The 26,351-nt window shown below is 39.2% G+C and carries 25 protein-coding genes, 1 tRNA gene and 3 pseudogenes; 15 read left to right on the forward strand and 14 right to left on the reverse strand.

Features of this window, described 5'->3' with window-relative positions; all coding sequences use genetic code 11:
* Positions 1-73 precede the first annotated feature (73 nt).
* Positions 74-376 (reverse strand): transposase, encoded by a 303-nt coding sequence (locus BLV54_RS09645; protein WP_090571165.1) that lies wholly within the window; start codon positions 374-376, stop codon positions 74-76.
* A gap of 647 nt (positions 377-1,023) precedes the next feature.
* Here BLV54_RS09645 and BLV54_RS09655 point away from each other — a divergent pair.
* The 4 genes and pseudogenes from BLV54_RS09655 to BLV54_RS09670 all read left to right on the forward strand — a co-directional run bounded on the left by BLV54_RS09655 (position 1,024) and on the right by BLV54_RS09670 (position 3,856).
* The gene (locus BLV54_RS09655; RefSeq protein WP_090571168.1) at positions 1,024-2,223 is read left to right on the forward strand and encodes a cupin-like domain-containing protein; all 1,200 of its coding nucleotides are present in this window, start codon (positions 1,024-1,026) and stop codon (positions 2,221-2,223) included.
* 136 nt (positions 2,224-2,359) lie between these two features.
* Entirely contained in the window at positions 2,360-2,719 is a 360-nt protein-coding gene (locus BLV54_RS17295; protein WP_371113287.1) for a zonular occludens toxin domain-containing protein, read from the forward strand.
* 389 nt (positions 2,720-3,108) lie between these two features.
* Positions 3,109-3,549: pseudogene (locus tag BLV54_RS16870) on the forward strand (zonular occludens toxin domain-containing protein).
* Positions 3,550-3,655: 106 nt separating this feature from the next.
* A complete protein-coding gene (locus tag BLV54_RS09670; protein ID WP_090571174.1) occupies positions 3,656-3,856 on the forward strand; it encodes an addiction module antidote protein in 201 nt (66 codons plus the stop codon).
* A gap of 17 nt (positions 3,857-3,873) precedes the next feature.
* On the opposite strand, the gene BLV54_RS09675 is transcribed toward BLV54_RS09670, so the two are convergent.
* Positions 3,874-4,821, reverse strand: coding sequence for a hypothetical protein (locus tag BLV54_RS09675; protein ID WP_090571176.1), 948 nt, complete (start codon positions 4,819-4,821; stop codon positions 3,874-3,876).
* 701 nt (positions 4,822-5,522) lie between these two features.
* Between BLV54_RS09675 and BLV54_RS09680 the strand changes: the two genes are divergently transcribed.
* On the forward strand, positions 5,523-5,819 hold the full coding sequence (locus BLV54_RS09680) for a hypothetical protein (RefSeq protein ID WP_090571178.1): 297 nt from the start codon (positions 5,523-5,525) through the stop codon (positions 5,817-5,819).
* A gap of 705 nt (positions 5,820-6,524) precedes the next feature.
* Here BLV54_RS09680 and BLV54_RS09685 read toward each other — a convergent pair.
* Positions 6,525-6,947 carry a hypothetical protein gene (locus tag BLV54_RS09685; protein WP_090571180.1) on the reverse strand — a complete coding sequence of 141 codons (423 nt, stop codon included), beginning with the start codon at positions 6,945-6,947 and terminating at the stop codon, positions 6,525-6,527.
* Positions 6,948-7,909: 962 nt separating this feature from the next.
* Here BLV54_RS09685 and BLV54_RS09690 point away from each other — a divergent pair.
* A complete protein-coding gene (locus BLV54_RS09690; protein ID WP_090571182.1) occupies positions 7,910-8,326 on the forward strand; it encodes a hypothetical protein in 417 nt (138 codons plus the stop codon).
* A gap of 444 nt (positions 8,327-8,770) precedes the next feature.
* Here the strand turns inward: BLV54_RS09690 and BLV54_RS09695 are convergent, their stop codons facing one another.
* The 3 genes from BLV54_RS09695 to queF are packed head-to-tail and all read right to left on the reverse strand — an operon-like array spanning position 8,771 to position 10,985.
* On the reverse strand, positions 8,771-9,112 hold the full coding sequence (locus BLV54_RS09695) for a DMT family protein (RefSeq protein WP_090571185.1): 342 nt from the start codon (positions 9,110-9,112) through the stop codon (positions 8,771-8,773).
* Between the two features lie 13 nt (positions 9,113-9,125).
* Complete coding sequence (fumC, locus tag BLV54_RS09700) at positions 9,126-10,520, reverse strand: class II fumarate hydratase (protein WP_090571187.1); 1,395 nt, start codon at positions 10,518-10,520, stop codon at positions 9,126-9,128.
* Between the two features lie 45 nt (positions 10,521-10,565).
* Positions 10,566-10,985 (reverse strand): preQ(1) synthase, encoded by a 420-nt coding sequence (gene queF, locus BLV54_RS09705; protein ID WP_090571189.1) that lies wholly within the window; start codon positions 10,983-10,985, stop codon positions 10,566-10,568.
* 101 nt (positions 10,986-11,086) lie between these two features.
* Here queF and smc point away from each other — a divergent pair, with 101 nt between their 5' ends.
* From smc to BLV54_RS16875, 4 genes and pseudogenes are all read left to right on the forward strand, one after another.
* Positions 11,087-14,623, forward strand: a complete 3,537-nt coding sequence (smc, locus tag BLV54_RS09710; protein ID WP_090571191.1) for a chromosome segregation protein SMC — start codon at positions 11,087-11,089, stop codon at positions 14,621-14,623.
* A gap of 84 nt (positions 14,624-14,707) precedes the next feature.
* The gene (locus BLV54_RS09715; protein ID WP_090571193.1) at positions 14,708-15,838 is read left to right on the forward strand and encodes a cell division protein ZipA; all 1,131 of its coding nucleotides are present in this window, start codon (positions 14,708-14,710) and stop codon (positions 15,836-15,838) included.
* A 148-nt stretch (positions 15,839-15,986) separates the two neighbouring features.
* A pseudogene (gene lpxK / locus BLV54_RS09720) lies at positions 15,987-16,976 on the forward strand (tetraacyldisaccharide 4'-kinase); the annotation flags it as partial.
* 24 nt (positions 16,977-17,000) lie between these two features.
* Entirely contained in the window at positions 17,001-17,180 is a 180-nt protein-coding gene (locus tag BLV54_RS16875) for a Trm112 family protein (protein ID WP_256329354.1), read from the forward strand.
* A gap of 60 nt (positions 17,181-17,240) precedes the next feature.
* Here the strand turns inward: BLV54_RS16875 and BLV54_RS17300 are convergent, their stop codons facing one another.
* On the reverse strand, positions 17,241-17,675 hold the full coding sequence (locus BLV54_RS17300; protein ID WP_371113286.1) for a protein YgfX: 435 nt from the start codon (positions 17,673-17,675) through the stop codon (positions 17,241-17,243).
* Positions 17,676-17,718: 43 nt separating this feature from the next.
* Here BLV54_RS17300 and BLV54_RS09725 point away from each other — a divergent pair, with 43 nt between their 5' ends.
* Positions 17,719-18,765: a CAF17-like 4Fe-4S cluster assembly/insertion protein YgfZ gene (locus BLV54_RS09725; protein ID WP_090571197.1), complete on the forward strand. Its 1,047-nt coding sequence runs from the start codon at positions 17,719-17,721 to the stop codon at positions 18,763-18,765.
* Between the two features lie 13 nt (positions 18,766-18,778).
* Here BLV54_RS09725 and BLV54_RS09730 read toward each other — a convergent pair whose 3' ends face one another.
* From BLV54_RS09730 to queD, 3 genes are read right to left on the reverse strand one after another with little or no spacing between them, the layout of a single operon-like run.
* Positions 18,779-19,432 (reverse strand): ankyrin repeat domain-containing protein, encoded by a 654-nt coding sequence (locus tag BLV54_RS09730; protein ID WP_090571199.1) that lies wholly within the window; start codon positions 19,430-19,432, stop codon positions 18,779-18,781.
* A 1-nt stretch (position 19,433) separates the two neighbouring features.
* Positions 19,434-20,198, reverse strand: coding sequence for a TatD family hydrolase (locus BLV54_RS09735; RefSeq protein ID WP_090571200.1), 765 nt, complete (start codon positions 20,196-20,198; stop codon positions 19,434-19,436).
* 26 nt (positions 20,199-20,224) lie between these two features.
* Positions 20,225-20,692, reverse strand: coding sequence for a 6-carboxytetrahydropterin synthase QueD (queD, locus tag BLV54_RS09740; protein WP_090571202.1), 468 nt, complete (start codon positions 20,690-20,692; stop codon positions 20,225-20,227).
* A 73-nt stretch (positions 20,693-20,765) separates the two neighbouring features.
* Between queD and BLV54_RS09745 the strand changes: the two genes are divergently transcribed.
* Positions 20,766-21,569 (forward strand): radical SAM protein, encoded by an 804-nt coding sequence (locus BLV54_RS09745; RefSeq protein ID WP_090571204.1) that lies wholly within the window; start codon positions 20,766-20,768, stop codon positions 21,567-21,569.
* 62 nt (positions 21,570-21,631) lie between these two features.
* Here the strand turns inward: BLV54_RS09745 and BLV54_RS09750 are convergent, their stop codons facing one another.
* Positions 21,632-21,916 (reverse strand): helix-turn-helix domain-containing protein, encoded by a 285-nt coding sequence (locus BLV54_RS09750; RefSeq protein WP_090571205.1) that lies wholly within the window; start codon positions 21,914-21,916, stop codon positions 21,632-21,634.
* Positions 21,917-22,402: 486 nt separating this feature from the next.
* Between BLV54_RS09750 and BLV54_RS09755 the strand changes: the two genes are divergently transcribed.
* Positions 22,403-22,494, forward strand: a tRNA-Ser gene (locus tag BLV54_RS09755).
* Between the two features lie 102 nt (positions 22,495-22,596).
* Here BLV54_RS09755 and BLV54_RS09760 read toward each other — a convergent pair.
* Positions 22,597-23,034, reverse strand: a complete 438-nt coding sequence (locus BLV54_RS09760; protein ID WP_090571206.1) for an SRPBCC family protein — start codon at positions 23,032-23,034, stop codon at positions 22,597-22,599.
* Between the two features lie 321 nt (positions 23,035-23,355).
* Between BLV54_RS09760 and BLV54_RS09765 the strand changes: the two genes are divergently transcribed.
* Complete coding sequence (locus BLV54_RS09765; RefSeq protein ID WP_090571208.1) at positions 23,356-23,715, forward strand: tyrosine-type recombinase/integrase; 360 nt, start codon at positions 23,356-23,358, stop codon at positions 23,713-23,715.
* A gap of 205 nt (positions 23,716-23,920) precedes the next feature.
* Here BLV54_RS09765 and BLV54_RS16115 read toward each other — a convergent pair whose 3' ends face one another.
* Positions 23,921-24,160 (reverse strand): hypothetical protein, encoded by a 240-nt coding sequence (locus BLV54_RS16115; RefSeq protein ID WP_176969734.1) that lies wholly within the window; start codon positions 24,158-24,160, stop codon positions 23,921-23,923.
* A 139-nt stretch (positions 24,161-24,299) separates the two neighbouring features.
* Positions 24,300-25,238: a bestrophin family protein gene (locus BLV54_RS09770; RefSeq protein WP_090571210.1), complete on the reverse strand. Its 939-nt coding sequence runs from the start codon at positions 25,236-25,238 to the stop codon at positions 24,300-24,302.
* A gap of 587 nt (positions 25,239-25,825) precedes the next feature.
* Between BLV54_RS09770 and BLV54_RS09775 the strand changes: the two are divergent.
* Positions 25,826-26,351: pseudogene (locus BLV54_RS09775) on the forward strand (hypothetical protein); the annotation flags it as partial.

Consider the following 26,351-nt stretch of genomic DNA (forward strand, 5'->3'; position numbering starts at 1 on the left):
TCTGAAACATCGAGTACACGACACATGAGTGCAACGGGATATTGTTGTCGCAGCGTGTCAATCATGCCGTATTTCACTGCGACTCCTTCGCGAAACAGGCCGCACACTTTTTTATGAAATCTCGCTCCATCTTGACTTCTGCCAACTCACGTTTGATCCTGGATAGCTCTAATTCAAGCTCAGTCAGTGACTTCTGCTGTTTACCTACTGCTGGGAATGCGCCTTGTCTGTCAGCATAAACCCAGTTCTTTAACGTCCCCTTAGGTAAAGATAGTCGTTTCGCTGCTTCAACCAGCGTTAATCCACTTTCTTTAAAAAACTTGACTGATTGCTCGCGGAACTCCTGGCTATATCGTGTTCGGGGTAATTGTTCCATCTATATCCTCCATTCCATGTCTATATTTTATGAAACTTTGGACTCCATAAAACTCAGCATACCTCAGTTATCGTTTGGCATGTGATCAAGCCAGCGGTAGGCGAAGAGCACATAGTCTATACAGTTGGAATTCCTAAATTGAAGATATCGACTATCGTTAAATCTTATGCTGGCATATCAAAATAGCATGAGCGCACTTGTAGAAATTCGGAAGTACTCAATGAAACTGGCTGCATTTATGAGTTAAATAATTTTGTGGAAGGCTCATTAATCGTGATTGATGAAGCTTATAAACTCTGGCTAGTTGCTGGACATGCTAAATCCTGCAGAAACCTGCCGTTTAGCCGTTAAACATGGTTGGCCGGGTAAATCTACTGCAACGGTGGCTACTACACCATGAAAAAGCAAAATTAATAATCATGGATAAAAAATACATGCTCAGTAAATTAAAATCGATCACTCAAAAACCACTATATTGGGTTGTTCTCCGTTTATCCGAACAGATAAAAATGGATGCCTTCATCTATATTTCTCATTTGTACATTTGTACTAGAATAAGACTCGGCTGAGCGGATGTAGAAGCTTTTGCATGAATCGGTTCTCAAATTTAAATTAAACATTGAGAAGGAAGTTACAGGAGGTTTCCAATGGAAAGAGCTGACAAGTTATCAAAAAGATCGGAATTGGAAAGGGTGAAAAGCCTGCTGGCGACACCGCTGGCTGGTGTAGCAACAATTTTATATGTTACGTGGCAAATGGTGATGGAGCAGAAATTTTTCCTGCACACATTTTTTGTGGAGCGAATGGGCAGGCGAGGTGTGGCGAAGCTGCCATTGGGGTATGGAAATGTGTTAGTGCTAAAGATCATCATGTTATACCAACATCTGTCTAATAACCCTGATGTACTGCGAGATATACGTCAGCGTGTGGAGAAGCGCATTTTACGACGACTGCAAAACCATGGTGTGCCGCGCAGGCAAGTTCTTGCAATAACAGAGTATCAACCTGGTGAAATTGGACCTGATCAGTTTTATCGCGAACATGTCAAACGATCCATTCCGTGCATTTTACGTGGCTTTTTAGAAAATGCCCCCCAAGAATGGACACTCATAAGATTAGCGGAGCGATTTCCAGATGCCGTAGTACAGGTTCTAGACAAGAACACCAAGAAGATGATTAACACGTCACTCAGTCAGATCGCTCTAGATCACCGCCGTAATTTCATCCCGCAACAATTATTGCTCGACCAAAACCCAGATTTTTACGAATATTTTGGTATCCCACGGTCACATGACTATTTCCCTGTCATGGGCCGACCATCCAAACCCATTTTAAGTTTCCTCATACTTGGTCTGGGTAGAGGGTTAAACGCCAATTACCACTGTGAAGAAGGTCTCAACTGGTATCAAGCTGTATCAGGATCCAAGCACTGGACATTAATTGAATCCGAATATTCCTGGCTATTATATCCAGCTGCACGTGGCAATGGTATGCGACGGTTTGCAGCATTCCGTGCTGATGAAGAGGGTGAGCCAAGCGATCGTGATGCTTATCCATTGGTGGAATATGCGCCGCGCTATGAATTCGATCTACACCCGGGGGATATTTTGTTTTTTCCAGCATGGATGTGGCACAAAACCATCAATCTCGATGAGGAAGGATTAGGCATTACTTGCCGATACAGCGCGCCAACAGTGATGTCGAACAGGTATTTCCGTGGCTTGCAACTACTCTCAGCGGGTTTCTGGAAAAGCTGCATTGAAGTCATCAGCACCAGCATACGCGGTAACATTGGTGATCTAGCCAAAGATACTGCCCACAACGAGCAAGAAACCACACTCTACTGAAAGAATCTGACAGTAGAGATTTTCTTATCAAGAGTGGGGATTATTCTCTTATGAAAAGCTTTCCCACTGGCATGAGCGCACGCAAAAGAATCCGGAGGTTATCCATGAAGGAGATGCGATCTACGAACTTAACAACATCGCGGAAGGGTCACTAATCGTCATTGACGAAGCGTGGAAGCTGTGGCCGGCAGCAGGGCGCGCAAAAGTATCTGAAGATATCGAATACCTGCGTATGCATCGTCACTACGATCTAGATTTCCTGCTGGTAGCACAACCACCGAACCTGATACATGCTGAAGTGCTTTGCTTAGTGGAAAAACACCTTCACATTACGCCTACATGGTCAGGCCGCAAGATTTACGAATGGCCAGAATATTGCAGCACGTTTGAAAACATCAAAAGAGCAAATTTCCCATCAAAGTTCACGTCGTCGAGCTTAAACCAGTATCGCCTCCTGACTGGCACAGGGTCGATGACGATTTCAACCAACCTTTAAAGCTCGTTGTAAATAAGTAGTGATGATAACTAATCAGTAGGGAGTATATGAAAAGTTATTTAGCTAAAAACATAAAAAAGAAATGGCGCACAAATTGTAGGGAGGTATAGCAAAGTGTGCACCATGTGGGCAATCAACCCTAAGTCCAATTTGATACACAGCGCTAAAGAAGGAGAGAGGATCGTTAGCGGGTGTATACCAGAGTTCTTTTTAATAAAGAACTCTTAAATAAGACTCATTCGCACAAATAAAGTTCAAATAAAAATTAAAATGATGGCTAGTATCCAGCCTCAAGCCTTCCTCTTGGGCTTGGGGGTGTGCCCATCATCGTGCGTATTGCTTTTGGTACAACAAAAACCATCGGTATTCTCAATTTATAAGGAAAAACAATGAGTATTACTCTGTTATCTGCCGTACCGGGAGGAGGGAAAAGCTCTTACGTGGTTTGGCATGAAATCAAGCCAGCGGTAGAGGCAGGGCGCATAGTCTACACGGCTGGAATCCCTAAGCTAAAGCTTCCTACCATTGTGACCAGCTATGACAAGCTTACCCGTTGGCATGAACGAACCCAAAAGAACCTGGAAGTAACCAACGAAGCAGACGCAATCTATGAACTCAACAACATAGTGGAAGGCTCACTAATTGTTATCGATGAAACCTGAAAGCTGTGGCGAGCAGCAGGGCGCGCAAAAGTATCTGAAGATATCGAATAGCTGCGTATGCATCGTCACCACGGCTTAGATTTCCTACTGGTAGCACAATCACCGAACCTGATACACGCTGAAGTGCATTGCTTAGTTGAAAAACACCTGCACATTACGCCTACATGATCAGGCCGCAAGATTTACGAATGGCCAGAATATTGCAGCACGCCACGTTTGGAAACATCAAAAGAGCAAGCAGTAAAAAGACCATATAGGCTGCCCGTAAAATCGTTTGAGTTGTACGAATCCGCTTCCATCCATAGCTGGCTATATTGCCCACGCGCTGGGAGTCGTTGCTCGCGCTAAAGGCATGAAACAGATTGCGGAACAAACAGGTCTTTCCCGCTCTTTTAGTAAAAATGACAATCCCACTCTTAAAACAACGCTAGCCGTCATGAAGGCTCTTGGTATCAAACTGACTGCTAAAATATAGCGAAAAAGACTAAACAGCTAGTTATCATTTGATGGCTCAACTTTTACTGTTTTAAGTTTTCCGCATTCGAATTTTTTATGAAATGAAGGCTTATCAATAGAAAAACTTCCTGTGCTCGCGACCTCTTCTATGGCGTAATTTAAAAATTTGAATATTTCTTTTCCGGTGGAAATGCCTGATTTTAGAGCTTCACAATATGTTTTTTGTGCACGCTCTTCAAATTTATCCCTCATCCCTAATACCGCTACTCTATCGTTTCCTATTTCTTCTCGTTCTGTAAAAACCTCAACGATGTTATTCACCATTCTTTCTCTCATTCTGTATAGAAAGAGATAGTGCTGTTTAGTAGTTGGACAAAATATACCAGCCGCAAAATCAGATCGCATATTCTGCACTTCTTCCGCAGTTAAGCGATATTTCTTTGCTGACTTTAATGCGTTGTTAATTGAATGCTCAATGACTTCCGCTATGTACTGTGCAGTAAGCAGTTTTTCGAAATCATGGTTAAGAAACATATCCTCACCCCATAAAATTACTTCATTTGAATCTCGTAAAATATTGTATTCACAGTGACGCTGGACTATATACTTGACTGGAATAAATTCTTTCCTTCTAGGTTCACAGCTTATTTGCAAATTCCCTAAATGCGTAGATATGTTATTTAAAGCATGGGTTGCCGTTAAGGTGCTTCCAGAAAATGCGACAAAGCATTCTGTATCAATATATGTTTCTAAGTAATCTCGAAAGTATTCATGTACAAAATAAGGCTTCCAAAGCTTTAAAGGGATGGAGTGTATTTTCCTGAGACCGCTAAGAATTGGGGATCCGCCGCTAGTAATTATACTGTCGGCAACTGCAAATAGACCTTCTGATCGAAGTATGATTTTTTGTGAATTTTTATTTTTTGCCCAAACTTCACTATAACCGTCCGCTCTTATTTCATGCCCCACAATCACTAGCGTCATAAGTTTCGTCGCGGGTCATACCGCAATACATCTGATGAAAAATTCCTCTGATTATAATTCGAATTAAATTTAGATTTACTTTGTTTCTTTTACAAGCATTACATGTTTCCTCGACTTTTTAATTTATACTGGCATATCCGCTATTATCGTAATGCGTCAATCAAACGTCGTTACTATCGTTATGTTGCCTCAGAAAAAAACGCCTGATTGAATCAGGCGCTGATAAGGAAGAATTGAGGCTTCTATGTAGACATTTAGCTAACCCGCGTATTTATTTACGCGAGTTACATTTAGAAGCCTATCGAAAAAAGAGGCGAGCTTCTCAGACCATTTTTTAGCTCTTCTTCTAATATATAATTTAACATAATACACATTATACGCAATTGTGATCGTGGGAAACGAATCAGGAGAAAAGCCGATTATCTGTCGAATTTCTTCTGTAGGCTGTTAGGTTTCTATCCGCGCGAATAGATGGCGACATAGTAAATGAAGTTCTTTACGATCGACGCCTGACTCAAGCAGGCAGTTTTTTAACTGCTGCATAACGATAATATTTTCTTCTGATAGAAAGGCTTACGAGCCGCTCAAATGTGCCAATAAAGATTATGAAGTTTAGAGAACATTTCTAAATTCTCTTGGGCTGCAAAAATTAAAAAGAAGATGTAAGGCGCTTCTTTTCAGCAAAATGAAATAATTACAGGTTGCAAGAATCATCAAGTCAAAATAAAAATAATAACGATTTGGCTATATTTAAAATTTATCTGCGTGATAATAAGCAACGTATTTCTAGATCACTTGCCACAGACGACAAATTCCAAGCTATGGAAGCTTTCGATACAATGATTTATAGAAAAGATTTGGATGGCAAAAAAATTATTGCTATTTTGATATATAGAAACTCATATGCAGCTTTCCATAGATTCGATGTTCCTAGTGATCACAAAAATAATCTACGCGGAAAAACAAAAAATATCTATAAATCTTTATTACTTATTTAATGAGATGTGTTGTCAAATATAGAGTCCATGTCTATGACACAAACAAGTTATCCAATTGCTTGTCTTTTGTCAGTGCTTTAGCCTCCAACCAGGTTTGCCAAGAGCCTAGCCCTAAGCAAGATGTTTGTGTTTGCGTCTCAGTTTAAAAAACTTGACTGATTGCTCACGAAATTCTTGGTTATATCGTTTTGCGGTAATTGTTCTATTCTTCTCCTCCATTTCATGACTATATTTTATGAAACTTTGGACTCCAGGAAATTCAGCATACCTCATTACTGATTTTGGAGATTACAAACGGCTGTTGGCTTGGCTGATTCGCTCTTCTGCGTCTGATTTTCTGCAGGGTGCACCCTCTCCTGGGGTATGGTCCGAGCTATAACTCGCTCTACAGACCAATACAGCAGTCGGGGTGCAATAATTATAGCGGCTAAAGAAACCCATAACTTTAGTGGAATATTTCTAGTGAGCTTGGTATGGATTCAGGCCGATTTATGTAGCTTGAATGATTCTTTATGTAGTTTGTACGATTTCTAATCCGTATCATGTACTTACTGCCCCTCTTTTTCCGGTGCTTGCTTCGCTGCGGTTCCTCACTGGGCACTCTGTGAGATATCCTGCTAGCCAAGAATTTAATTACCATCTCGCTTCGGCTTCTTTTGAAAATCTTCGATTCCCGCCAGAAACCTTCACAAAGGAAAGCTAAGATTATTGAAGTCGATCAGCTGGTGGTAATTCAAATCGGAGCGGCTCTTTCTTACCGTTGACAATATCATCAGTAAGTTGATAAAGGTAATTGAGTATAATAATAGAATAGCCGGGTTGCAGTCCTTCAATCTCATCATGGTGATTTTCCAGAACATCGTAAACAACAAAAAGTGAGCCATACTCAAGAGCAAGAGCCGTTTCACGTTTAATTGCAGACGGTGCAACAATTAACTTATCATGGTAGTTTAACTGTTTGGGTATTGGAACAATGACAAAGTTTCGATGTTTGCAGAAGAGATCATCGTACGTATCATGATCGACAAGCAGAACGCCATAGTAATTTTTTTCATTGCAGAACTGGTTAAGGATTGCAGTGTAATCAGGATTTGACTTAGTTTTGATACTGCGTTGCAGTTTTTTCATTATCATTTCCTTATAAAATTGTCGCTACAGATGTAGAATTTTTACCCACTCATTTATGTTTAACGGTAAGCCTGCAAATATCTGGAGGGATAACAAGCTGTTCGGCACCAAAACCATAGCAAATGTATTGTGATTTGCTGGATATGCAGCATGAGACTTTTGACCAACTTACTTAGTTTGAAAGCTTGGAATATATATCTGCATATTACAGGCACAAACGCCAAGGCTAAATCAGAAAAAGCACCGTATCTGTATTAATGAATATTAGAAAACAAAATAGCGCAATATCAGAAACAGAATAACCACTAATTAATTTGTTGTTTCTGGCTGAAATCAAAGATAAATTCAGCGTTGATCAATAAAACAAACTTCACCACGCATAAGGTTGATGCCATATTTTTCCAATAATTGCTCAAACAAGATATTTTGAGAAGAATTAGCAAATGCTGGAACTAACGATAGGAACGAACCGCCCCTACTCCGATTCCTTCGGAATCTAGCTAACTGAAAAATTGGATTGCAAAGCTGCATCGATTAGATAAGCCGATTTACTGACCCATACGCCTATAGAAAGGCAAGAATGCACACGGGTGTTAACAGGCCGTTGAAAAACTCTGCTAACTTTAGGTTGTGTGATGACTGGTGCAAATTTAGGATAAACAGCAGGTTCAAGCGGTAAGAGCTTGCTGTATCGTATCCATAACCTTCCATGTTGTAATTACCTTGAGAACAGGACGGAGAAGTAAAGAGATGGCAACCCCTACATATTGTGGGGTTTTCCATCTACTTTTTTGCACAGTGGATGCGTTTTGCATTAAGAGCTAATACTTTCATATTTTCTTCTGATAATTAATATCCATGTTTGACTTACGGGAACTTGAAACGTATGATTAATTAGAAATTTAATATATCAAATCTGATCTATTTTAATAGATCAGATTTGATATATTAAGGAGATAAATATGACAGAATTAAAAGACTTCATCGAAATTGGCGTAGAAAAAGCAAGAACTCAAATTGAACTAGCTAAGAGAATAGGTATATTGGATGTAAATTTGAGGATGGCTAAAGCTGGAAAAAGAGGCCTTCCAATAGATGTTTGTATACTGCTGGCAGATTACATAAAAGTAGACAGACTGGAAGTAATCGCGGCAAGTAATCTGGTTACAGAGAAAGACGAAAGAAGAAGGAGAATTTTTGAAAGCTGTTTCAAGAAATCAAACAGCGTAGCGGCAAGCATATTAATGGCCTCTATTGTCACTTTGGTTTTATTGATAGCACCGGTAAAGCCTGCAAATGCTACTCATTTTTCATCGGTAAAAAACAGTTTATACGTTATATGCAATTCGATAGAAAGAAAAGGATCAGAAAAAATGTGATTTCCTGCCCGACTTTTTATATAGGTTACTAAATACTGTTCCGCAAAACGGTTACGTAGGTTAACCAGATGTCTGCATAGCAGCTGTAATTCTTGATGATCAATGCCTTACAATTCAAAGCCGTAACAGCGTTCGTCCCATGGATCGCGCATTCTTGGAGAATAATCTAGTAATGCTTGATTAAACCTAAATTCCTCAGTTGGAATTTAGAATGAAAATAGCTGTAATCTAATACTATCAACGGTTCATAGCCAAAAATGTTAACTGCTCCTCAGTTATGGTAAACAAGCTGATAGCAAGGTGTGGCAACACTTTCAGCAGATTTTGATTATTTCACTAAAATCTCATCTGATTGGTAATGCCATGGATCTTTCAAAGAACCTTGATCAATAGGGTTCTTGAGCGATTTAGGAGTCTTCAACTGAGGAATTTAGGTTAAAAGATTTAATCTCTAAACATAAAATAGACTGCCCCTACCATGCAAAGACCAGCCCATAAATAATCCAGTTTTAGTGGTTCTTTTAAATAAAAAACAGCAAAAGGCACAAAAATACTTAATGTAATTATTTCTTGTATGATCTTAAGTTGCCCAACGTTAAGCACTGTATAGCCGATTCTATTTGCAGGAACCTGAAACATATATTCGAAAGAAGCCCCTAACCAGCTTAGTACTGCTGCAACAAACCAAGGTGCAGAGTTCAATTCTTTGAGGTGTGCATACCAGGCAAAAGTCATAAAAACATTACTTATGACAAGTAAAGAGATACTAGTCAGTATTGGGTTCATAATATTAAGAATGCTATTTAATTTTTCCAATCATCTTTTCAGGGTTAACCCATGCATCAAACTCTTCTGCAGTAACATAACCCAAAGAAAGTGCCGCCTCTTTTAACGAAGTTTCTTCACGATATGCTTTTTTAGCAATTTCTGCAGCTTTGTCGTAACCAATGTAAGGGTTTAGGGCTGTCACGAGCATTAAGGAATGTTGCACCAGCATATTAATACGTTCAACATTAGCTGTTATGCCTACTGCACAGTGGTCGTTGAAGCTCATAATTCCATCTGCGAGCAAGCGTACACTTTGTAGAAAATTATGAATGATCAATGGCTTCATTACATTAAGTTCAAAATTACCCATTGCGCCACCCATATTAATAGCGACGTCATTACCCATTACCTGACAGCACAGCATGGTCATGGCTTCTGATTGAGTAGGATTAACTTTACCGGGCATGATTGAACTGCCGGGCTCATTTTCTGGGATTTTGATTTCGCCAATTCCGCAACGGGGGCCAGAAGCCAACCAACGAATATCATTGGCAATTTTCATTAAAGATGCGGCTAGTGTTTTTAATGCACCATGAGCATGTACGAGTGCATCATTTGCTGCAAGTGCTTCAAATTTGTTCGGAGCAGTGACAAAAGGAAATTTAGTTAGCTTTGCGATTTCAGCCGATACACGCACAGCAAACTCAGGATGGGTATTTAATCCGGTTCCGACAGCAGTTCCACCCAAAGCCAGTTCATATAAATGAGGTAACGATGCCTCAACGTGCTTGAGCCCATGATCTAATTGTGAAACATATCCAGAAAATTCCTGCCCTAGCGTTAATGGGGTTGCATCTTGCAAATGAGTTCTGCCTATCTTGACAATAGGGTTGAATTCTTCAGATTTAGTAAATAATGTTTGGCGTAACGTCCGAATAGCGGGTATTAATTGATTATGAATTAACTGAACTGCAGCCACATGCATTGCCGTTGGGAATACATCGTTGGAAGATTGTCCTTTATTCACATCGTCATTGGGGTGAACTTTCCGTTGGCTGCCGCGCCCTCCTCCCAATAATTCAGAAGCACGATTTGCCAATACTTCATTCATATTCATATTAGTTTGCGTGCCGGAGCCAGTTTGCCAGACAGCCAGTGGAAATTCCGTTTCATGTTGCCCAGTAATCACTTCATCAGCAGCTGTAATAATGGCATTTGCAACAGTTTCATCAAGCAAGCCCAGTTGGCAATTGACGTGAGCTGCTGCGCGTTTTACCAATGCAAGCGCGTGGATTAGCGTAACAGGCATTTTCTCATTGGAAATCTTGAAATTTTGTAAAGATCGTTGCGTCTGCGCACCCCATAACACATGGTCAGGAACTTGGATAGTGCCCATAGCATCACGTTCTACTCTAAAATTATCCATTACAGTTACCCACCCTATTATTAATTTAAGCAATATACCCGGCTGTTAACCACGTGTATTTAACTGTTCCTCGAATGTTTCAAGGAAAACAACAGGTTCCGGTTTCCAATCTTTCTTGCGATGGTCCGCAATGACATTAGTAAAAATGCCACCTCGCACATAAAATTTAGCAGTAAGCCGCATATATCTCGGTTTTAAAACAGCCACCAAGTCATCAAGAATTTGATTAGTGACTGCCTCATGGAATGCTCCCTCATTACGGTAAGACCAAATATAGAGCTTGAGGCTTTTCAATTCGACACATTTTTTATCAGGAATATAATCCAAAATGAGTCTTGCAAAATCAGGTTGTCCAGTTTTAGGACATAAACAGGTAAATTCCGGTATTTCCATATGAATTCGGTAATCTCTGGCAGTAAATGGATTATCGAAAGTTTCTAGTTTTTTTGAGGGCTTACTCGCCATGCGATAGGTCTCTTCAACTCGGTTGATTAAGGTTAAATCAGTTAAAATAACTTTTGAAGTAATTCTTTCATCAAATTATACCAATTTTATTTATTACTCAATTGCGTCTATCCCAAATCAAAATCGCTGGCTTCAAGTCCTTTGTAGAACCCACTACTATTCTTATTCCCGGTAATCTGGTTGGGATTGTTGGCCCCAATGGATGCGGAAAATCAAATGTCATTGACGCTGTTCGTTGGGTATTAGGTGAATCCAGAGCGACGGCTTTGCGTGGAGAGTCAATACAGGATGTAATCTTCAGTGGATCAATCAGCCGAAAACCTGTTGGGCGTGCGAGTGTAGAGTTAATTTTTGATAATAAACTTGGAAAAGTAGTCAGCCGATGGGCAGCTTACAGTGAGATATCTATAAAACGTGTCATTCAACGAGATAGTGAATCAACCTATTACATCAATAATACCCAAGTACGTCGTCGAGATATTACCGATATTTTTCTCGGGACAGGGGTAAGTGGGCGCGGTTATGCAATCATTGAACAAGGAATGATTTCCCGGATTATTGATGCTAAGCCCATGGAGTTACGCGTATTTCTTGAAGAAGCTGCCGGTATTTCCCGATATCGAGATCGACGACATGAAACTGAACTGCGATTGACTGATGTACACGGGAATCTCATGCGCGTAGAAGATATTCTCCAAGAATTGGGAAAGCAGTTACAGCACTTAGAAAGACAGGCAGATATCGCCCGGAAATTTAGTGAGTTGCAAAAACAATTAAACACCACTTGTAATATTTTATGGTTAATTCAAAAACAGGAAGCGATTGCAAAACGTATCCATGCTGAGGAACAAATTCAGCAGCTTGAACTGGAATTGGCAAATGAAATAACCAATTTACACGAAGTAGACAAAAAGCTTGAAGAAATGCGTGCACAGCAACACGCTGTAAGTGAACAGCAGCATCAGATGCAAGGAGAGTTATATGCAATCAATGCTGAGGTTGCGCGTGTTGAGCAAAAACTACAGCATACGCGGGAAAATAGAGAATATTTTGCCAAACAAATCTCTGCAGTCGAAATACAGCTGCAAAACAATCAGTATCAAATGCAAGAGGCATTTGATCACCTTAATCACTGGCGTAGTGAAATTGAGCAAGCAAGATTGGTTTGTATAACCAGCAGTGAAAATTACCACTCAGAAAATGAAAAATTGCCGGATATGGAATCGGTTTTTCGCGCTAGCCAAGATCAATTATTTGCTGAGCAGAAAAATTTGTTAGTTGCACAGCAGACAGAAAAACTGCAACAGAGTCATCTGGTTCATGCCGATAAAGTGATCCAACAATTAAACTCTCGTCATGAGCGCTTGCTCCAGGAAAAGAATTCACAACCGCAAATCGATAAAACAGAGCTTACTAACTTAACACAAGAAAAAAATCAGATCATAGCTCAATTGGAAGAAAAACAAGATGTTTTGACTGAAACAGAAAGTCAGCTAAAAACAACTGAGTATACTCGAAAAGAAGCTTTGCAGAATGTTCAATCTGTCCAGCAAAAGCTTACTCAAGCTCAGGCCCATCATGCCGCTTTACAGCATATACAACGCCAACTGGAGAATAATAAAGCATTAGATAAATGGATATCTCAGCTGCAATTAGATTTATTACCACGCTTATGGCAATACATACAAATAGAAAAAGGCTGGGAAAATGCGCTAGAAGCTGTTTTGCATGAGCGGATCAATGCTGCAGGTGTTGAGCAACTCGGAATTGCTTTAAATTGGAAGAATAATCCGCCTCCTGGGAAATGGTCCATCTTTGAAACAGCTCCAATCAAAAATCAGCCTGCAAATTATCTGCGGCATGAAAAGAATCAATGGAAACCCCTTAGCACATATCTAAATTATACGCATGCTACTATTCAACCCGTTGTGGAATCATGGTTAAGTGGCATATTTGCCATTAGCAATATTGAAGCGGGTCTCACCCAACAAAAACAACTTCTTCCAGGCGAAATGTTGGTTACTCCCGAAGGCCATGCGTTTACTAACTGCAGTTTGAGCTATTATGCAGCTGATTCGCAATTACATGGGGTATTAGCAAGGCAACGTGAAATAGCCCAAATTGAGATTGATATCGATACATTTGAGAAAGAGCTGTCGCATTCCCAATTAACTTTGACTGAGATAGAAGGAAGATGCTACGAGCACGAAGCAACAATCTCGGAATCACGTAGCGAGGTAACGCAACTAAAGCAACAGGAGCACGCGTTGCAGCTTCAAATCGTACAACTTTCACAGCTTATAGAACGTGTTTCCCAGCGACATCGTCAAATCGAAGATGAGTTAATCGAGATTTCACATCAAATATCGGTGGAATACACGCAAAAGCAAGAAGCAGAAATAAAATTGGCTGAAAGTAAAGCGCAAATAGTTAATCTGGAAGAGCAACTGCAGCAAATCAAGTTAACTTGTGAAGTTGCCGAGCAGACTCTGAATGAACATCGATTGCTAGTACAAAATTTGGCAGAGGAAATGCGTGAAGCTATCTTTCATGAAAAAAACTGTCAATACAAAATTGAGCAATTAGAAAATGATGCTCAGACAATCAGCAATAATATAGCTGATTTAACAGAAAATATGGAAAAATTGCATAATGCACAAGCAGATTTGGATGACGAACCTCTTCAAACTCAGCTTAGTGAATGGTTAGCAAAGAAAATACATCATGAACAGATCTTGGCTTCAGTTCGTCATGATCTAGAAAATGCAATGGATACGTTACGTGAATTGGAGCAAGCACGGCTTAAATCAGAGCAAAAATCGTATCAACTCAGAGAATCCATCAATCAGGTACGACTCAAGGAACAGGAGGCGCGTCTAACGGAAAATCAATTTAATGAGAAACTTCTGGAAGCCAGTGCTAAAGAAGATGAATTGCTACCTTTATTGAATAATGCTTCCCCTTCTAGATTAAAAGCAGAAATTAATCGAATTAATACAGAAATAACAGCACTGGGTGCTGTTAATCTCGCTGCATTGGAGGAATTAGAAGCATCGCAAGCACGTAAAATGTATCTTGATGAGCAAGCAACTGATTTGAAAGAAGCAGTCGCCACTTTAGAAAATGCAATTCGACAGATTGACCGCGAAACACGAGAGCGCTTAATGCAAACTTTTGATAGAGTGAATATTAATTTGAGTGAATTATTCACAGCCATATTTGGTGGGGGTCAAGCAAAATTAGTTTTGAGCGGCGAAGAAATTCTTGATGCAGGAATGCAACTTACCGCACAGCCCCCTGGCAAAAAAAATAACTCTATCCATTTACTCTCAGGTGGTGAAAAAGCGCTTACCGCTTTAGCACTCGTATTTTCATTATTTCAACTTAATCCAGCGCCCTTTTGCTTATTAGATGAAGTGGATGCACCTTTAGATGATAATAATTCAATACGTTTTTGTGATCTGGTAAAACGTATGTCGAAAGAAACCCAGTTTTTGTTTATCAGTCACAGCAAAACTACTATACAAATGGCAGAACAATTAATTGGTGTTACCATGCAAGAACAAGGTGTTTCACGTATAGTTACAGTTGATCTTGATAAAACCATAAACTCTGAGAAAGAAATAGGAATAGTTTAAAACTTCTTGAAAGATGGCAAAGAATTATAATTATAATGCTTAAAATTAATAATCTTGACTTATTAAATATGAGCGACTTTGGGTATGAGTGACTTACAAATCAGCTTAATCATTATTGGTGCCACTGTTATCGGTGGTGTAGTTTTTTTTAACTGGCTGCAGCAAGCACGTTACCGCCGTAACGTGAAACGCTCATTTGAGCATGAGCATGAAGATGCGTTATTGAAAAAAATGGGCAAAACCGTTTGGGAAAATGATCGTATCGAACCTAAATTCGGTACTGAACCCTTACAAGAACCATATACAGAATCGAGTTCCATAAAAGAGCAAGCACGTTTTGAACCTGATGATCTGCCAATTGATGAACCGTTAGTCGAGCAGAAATCAGTTAATTTTGATAGTACAATTAATTACATTACAAGTATTCGAGCTAACAAATTAATCACTTATGATAAGCTAACTGAGTTATTGCAGCAAAAATTTGACTTTGGTAAACCTGTTCATTGGTTTGGGCTTATGCAAGATGGTCAAACCTGGGAGGAAATTACCATGGAATCACTTAGTACTAAAGGTGGGTATATATATTTAAATGGTTGTTTACAATTGGCTGATCGAGCTGGCCCAGTGAGTGAAATCAATTTATCTCGATTCCGTGATATGGTCGAAGATTTTGCCTCACAAGTCAATGCAGTCGCCGATTGTCCTGATATTTCGAAGGCACATATAAGAGCAGTATCTCTCGATAAATTTTGTGCAGAAGTAGATGTTGTAATGGGTATTAATATTATCAGCAAAGATGGCGGTGCTTTTGTTGGGACGAAAATACGCGCTTTAGCTGAGGCAGCTGGTTTTAGGCTTGAATCTGAGGGTGCATTCAGATATCGCGATGAAAACAATACAATATTGTTCTCTCTGAGCAACTATGAAGCAACGCCTTTCTTACCTGCTAATATGCGTACGCTTACCACACATGGTATTACTTTTTTATTTGATGTCCCGAGAGTAGTAAATGGTGAAAAAGTATTTGATCAAATGGCTCATCTTGCAAGACTTTTTTCTTCTACCTTAAATGGCATCATAGTAGACGATAATCGCGTGCCACTAAGTGATAATGGTATCAGAAGAAGTAAGCAACAACTTATAAATATTCAATCCATGATGACAACACATAATATTCCTGCTGGTAGTGAAACTGCATTAAAATTATTTGTGTGAACATGGATACTACTTTGTGATGTCACTCGCACTAAATTGAAAATTAACTATTACATCAAAAAAATTTTTCTAAATTAAAATTTTTTAAATTTAATTCTTTAAGATTTTGCACACTATATTGTTTGTCTTCTAAAGAAATATTCAACTTATGAATTGGTCTGAATTATATTGGTATCGAATCACACCTCTTCATATAATTCTTCTTTGGCCATTTAGTTTGTTTTTTAGATTGTCATTAGCATGCAAGCGATTACTATATCGGCTTGGTGTATTACATTCAATTAAAATATCGGTACCCATAATTATTGTTGATAGTATTACTGTTAACGATGCTGGTAAAACATCTTTAGTCATTTGGCTAATTAATTTATTAAAAGCTTTTGGATTACGCCCTGGAATAATTAGTCGCGGCTACTCTGAGAATTATGGATCACCCCTCGCCGTTACTATCTCAAGCAAGTCCAGTGTTGTGGGAAATAAATCCCTGCTGATGGCTTATCAAAGTAAAGGTATTTGTCCAATATGGATTGGTCATGATCGCGTAAAAGTTGCACAAGCCTTACTTACAGCTCATCCTGAATGCAATGTACTCATCTGTGATGATGGTTTACAGGATCTTCGATTGCAGCGAGATTTGGAGATTGTAGTAGTCGATAGCAGTAAACAAAATTTTGGTAATGGTTTAATTTTACCGGCTGGACCTTTACGTGATAGTTTATCTCGCCTAAATAAAGCAGATGCAGTAGTGATGAATGAAAAAAGCAGTAAGCTATCAATAAACGCTGAAAACCAAGCCAAAATATTTCATATGCGGCCAGGAAATGAATATTTTGTTAATTTGCTTAACCCTAATAATCATTCCGAAATTTCCGCATTTAAGGATAAATTTATTCATGTCATTACTGATATCAATTACTCTCATGACTTTCTGGATCAACTAAAGTACTTAAAATTAAATGTAAGATCTCATTCAGTTATCGATAATTATCAATTTATCAAAGAAGATTTACAATTTCCCGATATCGAAATCATTCTTATGAGAGAAGAGGATGCTGTAAAATGCTTGGATCAAGCCAATGAGAAATTTTGGGTATTGCATGAAGAAACAGCAATAGATATTAGATTACGAGAAATTATTTTAAAAAAATTAAGAGAAAAATTTATGGACCCAAAGCTTTTAGATATCTTAGTATGTCCATTGTGTAAAGGCCCTTTAATTTATAAGAAAAATGAAAAAGAATTAATCTGTAAACCTGATCGCTTGGCTTTTCCAATTAGAGACGGTATTCCAGTCATGCTAGAAGAAGAAGCACGAACATTACCTGCAGAAGAAGAAATTTAATTTTCTTAATATAAAAAAATCAAAAATAATTTTTTTCTGTTTTTGATTAAGCGAATCAATTTATTTTCTTTTCCATTTCCACCTTAACCATATTCGTAATTGTCGAAATTTCTCAGCATTGATACCGTCTGGGAAAATGACTATATTACGAGGAAAAATCGAATATGGGGATTTCATACTCAATACAGTCAAGTAGGGTGTTACGAAAGTATCACTCTTAACTATAAATGTAATATGCTCATTAGATCGAGTTTGTGCTGTGCAAGTAGACCCATCCTCTGAAAAATGTAAGGATACGATTGACCGAGGTGAAAGAAGCAATGCATGATAGCGTAAATATAAATATAAGCTTATAGCTAGTAAAATAGTCCCTATTAGTTTGATAAATATTGACCAATCTATCTTCCATAATATACAGACAACTGCAAAATGTGCAAAACATAACAATAATGCATACTGTCTTGAGGATGTGAGATGAATAGTTAATACTGGCATAAATGAAAATAATTAATATTTTTCTCTGATCAGATATATTGCTATGAATCCTGTTTGGCAAGCTTTCTTGCAAGAATACAACGCTACTATTGAAAAAGGGCATGTTATACATTTCAGAGATGATGTTACAGAACTAAAAAATGCTCAAACTGATACCATTCTGGTTGATCTCTCTAATTTTGGTCTGATTCATTTCTCAGGTGAAGAGGTATTAACTTTCTTGCAAGGACAGCTAACCTGTGATTTGAGAAAAATTGATCACCAGACCGCCCAATATGGTAGTTATTGCACCCCTAAAGGTCGAATACTGGCAAATTTCATAATTTGGTCACACGCTGACCACAATGAATATTTCATGCAATTACCTTCTACTTTGCTTGAGGCTATTTCTAAACGCCTTTCAATGTACATACTGCGTGCAAAAGTACGATTAAATGATAGCAGTGATTCTTTGATACGTATTGGTATTGCAGGAAATAAAGCAAAATTGTTGATTGAAGAAATATTCCATAGCATAGCTTTACCAATCTCACCGCTTGGAATAATCCATACTGAGCAAGGAAGTATTTTATGCCAAGATATAAATCGCTATGAAATTATCACAACGCTAGATCATGCAGTCATGATATGGCCACATTTAGCTTTAAAGGCGATACCAGTTGGAACTTTCTGCTGGGATTGGCTGGAGATTAAAGCAGGTATTCCTGTCATATTACCCATGACACAAGAGCAATTTATTCCTCAAATGGTCAATTTTGATGTCACGGGAGGGGTTAGTTTTCAGAAAGGTTGTTATCCAGGGCAGGAAATTATTGCACGGACACAATATCTTGGTAAATTAAAGCGTCGCATGTATTTGGTCAACATTGCTTCATCCCAACCAGTCATGGCTGGCGATCAGTTATTTAGTGCTGAATTGTCAGAGCAATCATGCGGTATGATAGTCAATGCAACACCTTCACCAGAGGGTGGTTTTGATGCACTGGCTGTTATTCAAACGAATAGTGTCGAAGCAGGTAAAATATTTTGGAAGAATCTGGAAGGTCCAGCGTTACAGATTCTCTCTCTACCATATCTTTTACCTCAATAAAGTTAAGAGCATGTTACTCAAGCGTATTACCTTTCAGCAATTGAGCAATTTTTTTATTTCCGCTTTGTATTGCCCAGCTTAGGGCGGTTCCTTCCGTTTCATTTTTAATTTTGGGATCTGCCCCACTCTTTAGCAGAAATTCAACAGTCTCATAATGATTTCCTCTCACGGCCATCATTAATGCTGTTGTGCCATTGTCTGAAGTAGCATCAATGTCAGCGCCCACACTCAGAAGAATCTGCGCAATCTGAGTATAGCCTCTACTAGCGGCATAAATTAATGGATTCCATCCACTATGATTTATTTCAGCACCGTTGATATAAAATTGCTTAACCATGTCTACTTGACCATGGTAGCTCGCTAACATAATGGCTGTTTCCCCATATTTATTACGCAAGTTTAATTTTGCTCCTGCCTCAAGCAATAAATTAGCTAATTCTTTATTATTATCACGTGCTGCAATCATCAGCAATGTATAACTTTGTCGGTTTCTGGTGTCTGGATTGGCGCCTTTATCTAAAAGCTCTTTCGCAGTACGCACATTATTGTTTTCAATCGCCCTGATAAGATCCTCATCAATGCCAGCAATTGTATTGATAGGCAGGCATATAATTATCAAAATAATAGAAATGGTAATTAACTGATATTTATTCAGAAAGAATCCCATTTCAAGTTGCTTTAAATAGGCTGAAAAAATTATTTGTAGTGATTGCTGCGATTTCCGTCAGACTCATCTCACGCAACTTGGCAATCTCTTCAGCGATATAACGTACGAAAGCAGGTTGATTGATCTTTCCACGATAAGGTACGGGAGCAAGATAAGGAGAATCTGTTTCAATCAAGATTCGATCAAGAGGAATTTTTCTAGCGACATCTTTAACAGAAGTAGCATTTTTAAAAGTAATAATGCCAGAAAACGAAATGTAAAAATTCATTTCAATTGCCCGTTGGGCAACTTCCCAGCTTTCGGTGAAGCAATGCATCACCCCTCCTACATTATCTGCCCCTTCTTCAGCCATGATACGTAGCGTATCGGCTGCTGCTTCTCGTGTATGAATAATAAGTGGTTTATGGCATTGCTTTGCAGCACGTATATGCTGACGGAAGCGTTCTCTTTGCCATTCTAGATCTCCTTTAAGCCGAAAATAATCAAGCCCAGTTTCTCCAATCGCAATGACCTTAGGATGATTAGCAAGTTTGGCTAATTGTGGAGCATTCGGTTCAATTAAATTTTCATAATCAGGATGGACACCCACAGACGCATAAAGATTATCATGTGATTCTGCCAAAGCTCGCACACGAGGAAAATCTTCTAAATTAACACTTACACATAATGCATGAGTAACGTTATTTTGTTGCATATTGACAAGAATCTCATCAAGATTACTGGCGAGATCAGGAAAATCCAAATGGCAGTGGGAATCAACAAACATGATTACAAATTATTTAATTTAGATTATTATGGATTGTTGGTATTATTAATATATTCTCTTTTTGCATCTGCCCAGCAATTAGGGGTTTCATACAATCGAACTTGTTCTAATGTAAGTCGATTTCCATAAGTATCTTGAAATGCAAGATCTAATATATGAAAAGCTTTAATTACCAGATTTTCTGCTGTCGGTTGCGTATCTAAAATAACTGTTTTATGATCTTTCAGTGATTGCAAAAACTCAATTACAGGTGTATCTCCGGCATACACCAGAAAAGCATGATCCCATTTATCGACTAAGACATCTTTAGCAATACGTTTAATTTCAGAGAAATCCATAACCATACCTTGCTCTGGCACACCTTCGTCAGAGATAATATTGCCTGATAAAGTAATTTCTACCACATACCGGTGGCCGTGCAAATGACGGCACTGACTGTTATGAGTGGAAATACGATGGCCAGCATCAAATTCTAGTCTTCGCGTAATCAACATATGATGGATTATACCATTGCAACCTATTTCTAAACTATTAAGCGTTTCAGATCATAGCCGAGATAGCGTTAGTATGACTTACGTTTACCCCGTTATCTCGCGTCGAGCTTCTGGTGTATCAATTGGAATTAATCTGAATCCTAATAATGCCTGTAATTGGCGCTGTGTCTATTGCCAGGTACCCGATCTCAAACGTGGTTCCGCACCAACCATTGATTTGGTCAAGTTGGAACAAGAATTGCGCACCTTTCTTCATGAATTACTTTATGGACGCTTTATGCTGGATAAAGTGCCACAACAAGCCAGACGTATCAATGATATCGCCTTGTCAGGTAATGGAGAGCCAACGAGCGCAAAAGAGTTCGAACAAGTAATCAGCTTGATTGGACGGGTGAAGCATGATTTTCCCTTACCAGAAGCACTCAAATTGGTTCTGATTACCAATGGCAGTTTGATAGATCGAGTTTCTGTCCAGCGAGGACTAAGCCATATGGCGAAGCTAAATGGTGAGATCTGGTTCAAACTGGATAGTGTGACGCAAGAAGGTCGAATACGTATCAATAATACCCGCATGAGCCTAAAGAAAATGCATGCCAATCTAAAATTGGCAGCATCGTTATGCCCTACGTGGCTACAAACTTGTGTGTTTGAAATAGATGGAAAACCTCCTGCTGAAAAAGAAATCAGTGCTTATCTTGAATTTCTCTATAAGATACAACAGGAAGGAATATCGTTACAGGGAATATTGCTTTATGGACTAGCGCGTCCCTCTCTGCAACCTGAGGCGCCTCGGCTCTCAAAAGTTTCGGCGGCATGGATAGAATCATTTGCCGTAAGAATTAAAAAGCTTGGGTTTGCGGTAAAAGTTCATCCTTAATCATAATTAATAAATCAGTCAATTATATTATTGACTGATTTATTAAAAGGGAATTCTTGGAATTATTTCAATTTTGCTGATTTTTTCAAGCTTTTATACAGATCAGGGTACTGTACTTTTAGCATTGCAGCCACAATTAGATCGTCTCGTTTGATTTTGGTCAAATCAATCTGATCAATATGGACCAATCGTACCAATTCTCTGACAGCTTTCGGTATTTCTCGCCCACTTTCGTAACGTGAACCGCCACTTTGGGTTACACCTACCTTATTCCAGAATTCTTGTTGATTAAGACCAAGCTTCTGCCGAATTTCTCTTGGGTTAGGTATTTTTTTAAAAAGTTTCATTCTCTATCTGTTCTCAAATGTCATAAGATTTATAGAAATAGACTGAAAAATCTATTTTTCGTTCCCATGTCATTTAAAAAATCCTTCAAATAAAAGAATGGAATGCGATAGTTTTTCATCAATCTAGATATGACGAGTAACCACTGTGTTACTAGCGTCTTAAGGGCAAGGAGCAGGAATGCAATTGATTCTCATATTTAATCTCATTTGGATTTAATTCTTCATGGCTCGCTGTGTAAAATACATGCATGCGCGTGCATAACCATAAGTGCTATGATGTATGTTATGGTATCGATATAACATCTTGTATTTCCTGCAAAGTATCGCCAGGAATATTTGACACGGGAGGGATAAAATTCTAAAGAATCTCGGAAGATCAGATTTATTCTTGGAAACAATCAGTATAAAAGTTGCTCCAAAGTATGAATTAGTTTATCCTTGGCACCCTGTTATTTTGGGTTAAATACCATTTTACTGAAGTAAATGGGAGAAGTGACCGAGCGGTTTAAGGTGCACGCCTGGAAAGCGTGTGTACGGTTATCACCGTACCGCGGGTTCGAATCCCGCCTTCTCCGCCACCTTCCCTTCCGTATAAATCCAGAATAGTCCATAAAACACAATAAACAAGCTGTTTTACAAGAACTTTAATTCCATAACAATCCGAAATAATCCACTAGAAATTAGAAGGACTGAGAATCAAATTGAGCAGCGAGATCCTTCAATAATATTACGTAAATATCATTCATAAATTTTATGGCCTCTGTTCTGTTTGATTCCCACCGGCCACTCCATTCCACAAATGTTTTTCCCTCTGAAGTGATCGGTAGCAAATGTAAATCACCGACATAATTACTAATCTCTGCCGGAGATATTGGAAAAGGTGCATCATCAATAGAATAGATAATGCGATGATCTAATGAGCTATATGCAATTAAAGTATCTAGAAAACTTCCGTTCAAAAGCCGCTTTGCACCGACGCTTGTTCCTCCTTTGCTTCCCACGTTTTCGCACCGTTTTATAATCGACGGTGCCCATGAAAAATCATGAAAATCTGAGATACGCTCCCATACCGCTTCAATGGGCGCGTTAACGATGATAGAGTTATATACGCTAGGCATTTTCGATTCTATTTTATTTCCTGTGGTATTCAGTGTAAATGATATGCGTATGGGTTGAATTGCTGCAAAACTTCTTTAAAAAATTATACATCACATAAATGCAGATACTTATTCTCTCAAAGTCATGATTTTTGATAGTTCGATCAACATTATTTTAAGTTAAACTAACCCAATCATCCCATAGCTAGGCCAGGCGAAAAGCGAAGACCTTCCCGCTATATATGCACCAAACGTTATCCATAATTCGTCAGAATATCTGCATAAATAAATCATTTCAAGAGATCTTGGCTAACAATAGGCCGCAATAAAAAATGCGGGAACTTGTTAAAACAACGTATTGATTCTTCACAATATCGTCAAGAGCAAAAGCAATTAGAAGCATTAGTGGCTGAAAACAGCTTTGAATCGGTGGTGCATCTTTGGTTGAGTAGCTGGAAAGATGCCAGAACAGCGCATCATGCTGATTACGTTATCAGAAGACTTGAAGCTGGCGTTTTCCCCATGATCGGGAATAAACCCATTAACAGCATCACAGTCCCTACCCTTTTAATGGTAATCAAAAAGATTGAAACCCATGGAGCTTTGGACATAACCAAACGAGTATTAAGCACCTGCGGCCAGGTATTCCATTATGCATGTTGGTCACGGGCTGGCAGAACGGAATCCAGCAGCAGATACTAAGCCCTCTGATGTACTGAAATCTGTCCAGAAAACCAACTACGTAAGGCTAGATCAAAAAGAATCACCCGAATTGCTAGAAAGATAGATGCATATGACGAATAACTTTCAACCAAACTAGTGCTTAATTGCATTAATTCATTATAAGTTTTCCGATATCTATATGTATAAAAAATAGTTGGTTAGATAAGATAATATGTAAGAATTTCTAGTGTTGTTTACAGTATTCTGGAGAATACTGTAAATGAATATGCACAAACATATAAGATTTACGCCACTTGACAGTCATGCTTTCGTTAAAACCTGCAAAGCACACGGTGTCGGCCAGAAATTCACTCAAGTCAATCGACCCTAAACCAACGGCAAAGCTGAAAGTACTATCCGCACCTTGATGCAGATGTGGCATGACAAGACTAACTTTAAAGACTGTACCAACCGGCAGATTCAATCGCTTTCTTAACTTTTATAACACTGTCAAGCCACACAAAAGTTTGAATAACTCAACTCTTTATGAAATACTCCAATATTATTTCAATCAACCTCTCTGCAAACAACCCTGAGATTTCTTACTGATAAATTTTTACAACTTATTTCAAAATATCACCTTCTGGCTTAAGTACTTCAGGACGATTGCGGTCATTAATCAATTCAAGCAGATTGATTTCGATATTCCGCGAAATTGCAGTTAAGGGCAGATCGTTCGGCTGCAAGCCAAACGGATTTTCAATCTCGTCACCGATAGCATCGAGCTCAAAGAATGCATACGAAATCATCAGCACAACGAGCGGTGTCAGTATGCCTGTCGTTTCAACCAGCCCAAACGGTAAGAGCAGGCAGTAGGAAGCAACGATTCGGTGAATCAATACAGAATAGCTAAAAGGTATCGGGGTATTCTTAATGCGTTCGCAGGCACCGAGTATATTGGATAGCTCATTGAGCTGTGCATCCATAAATGGGTAACTAAATTCATTTAACCACCGCCGATTGCGTGCGAATGCAAGATCACGACCCAGTTGGTGCAGAATGGCAAGTGGCCGATGTGTTGATTGAAGAACTGTGATTAGATCCTTTGGGGGTAAAAATTTTTTAATTTCCTCCGCGGGATCTTCATTACGCAAATGACAACATAGCGCATGTGCAAACGCAATCACACGTTTGACGAAAACTTCCCGTAAATGTTTCAATTCCACAATATCCTGCACAGAATCCAACATAAAGCAAGCTTGGCGCGTCAAGCTGCGTGAGGTATTGACCAAGGCACCCCAAAGCTTGCGGCCTTCCCAGAATTTATCGTATGAGGCATTGTTGCGGAAAGCTAGGAAAATACCCAATATAACCCCGAGCAGCAAAAAAGGTGTTGTCGTGAGCGTGTATGCCTGAATACTATAATACAGTTCTACATAGGTAACGATCATCGAGGTTACTGTCACTGTAAGAATCCGCGGCCACGTTTCCATAAAGCTGCTACCCCGAAAATGAAATAGCAACCGTATCCATGAAACTTTATCTTTATCTTTAACTATCACGTTAGTAACAATCTCTTATTGAATTCAACTCGTCCAATTCAGCTAACCAACAACACCTTGAGGAGAGGAATTATATCGAAATGCGTCTGAAACAAGGGGATTCGCAGAAAGCGGTGTGTTCCTTTTATTGATGGTTGATCTGCCGAGATCTTTACTAACAGGTTACACCGCTTCCTGCTTCTGTTATACACCAGAAATGATCATGGCTCGCGTGGAATACTCCAGGTATTCCATAAAATTTCCGTACTGTCATAGATTTGTGCGGACAGCTGAGCGGACTGGCAAGCACCCAGCAATGGCACTGCCTATAGCATGCACTGGAATGAGCACGGTATAGATCGGATTTTCATGTTGATTCCCGCAATGGGTACTGGTTATTTAATGATATGATGAAATCCGGCTAAGCTCATTGATGAGGATTTGAAAATACAGGCTGTTTAAAGCGCAGCAGCGTGCTCGGAACGCAGGGCTTTTTTATCGATTTTGCCGACACTCGTTTTGGCGATGACATCAACCAGTTTGAATTGGGTAAGCAGCGCGTGTAAGAATTTCTAGCGTTGTTTACAGTATTGTGGAGAATACTGTAAATGAACATGCACAAACATATAAGACTTACGCCACTTGACCGTCAGGAGCTGTGGCAGCTTTACCAAACTGGCTGCTGGAAAGTGTCCCAACTTGCCGAACGCTTTCGAGTCTCAAGGCCTACGGTCTACGCCGTTCTCAAACGGGCAAGGCTCAAGGAGTTTGTTCCCCGCGACAGTACCAATCAACGTTTTAAAACAATTCAGTACGGCCTCAAGCGCTTAGCCAAAGTCGAGCAGTCCATCCAGGAGCGCCTGAAACGCGAGGCAAAGCGTTATAACAAATCTTACCCCGGCGAACTCATGCATTTCGATACTAAACGCCTGCCTTTACTCAAAGGCCAATCACCCACCCAACCCAGGCAATACCTGTTTGTCGCGATTGATGACTTCTCCCGAGAACTCTATGCAGCCATCTTGCCTGATAAAACCCAGAATAGCGCCGCCTGGTTCCTCACCGAAACCGTCATCACCCACTGCCCTTACCAGATCGATTACGCTTATTCTGATAATGGCAAAGAATATAAAG

Source organism: Nitrosomonas sp. Nm33 (genome assembly GCF_900107265.1).
Lineage (GTDB): Bacteria > Pseudomonadota > Gammaproteobacteria > Burkholderiales > Nitrosomonadaceae > Nitrosomonas.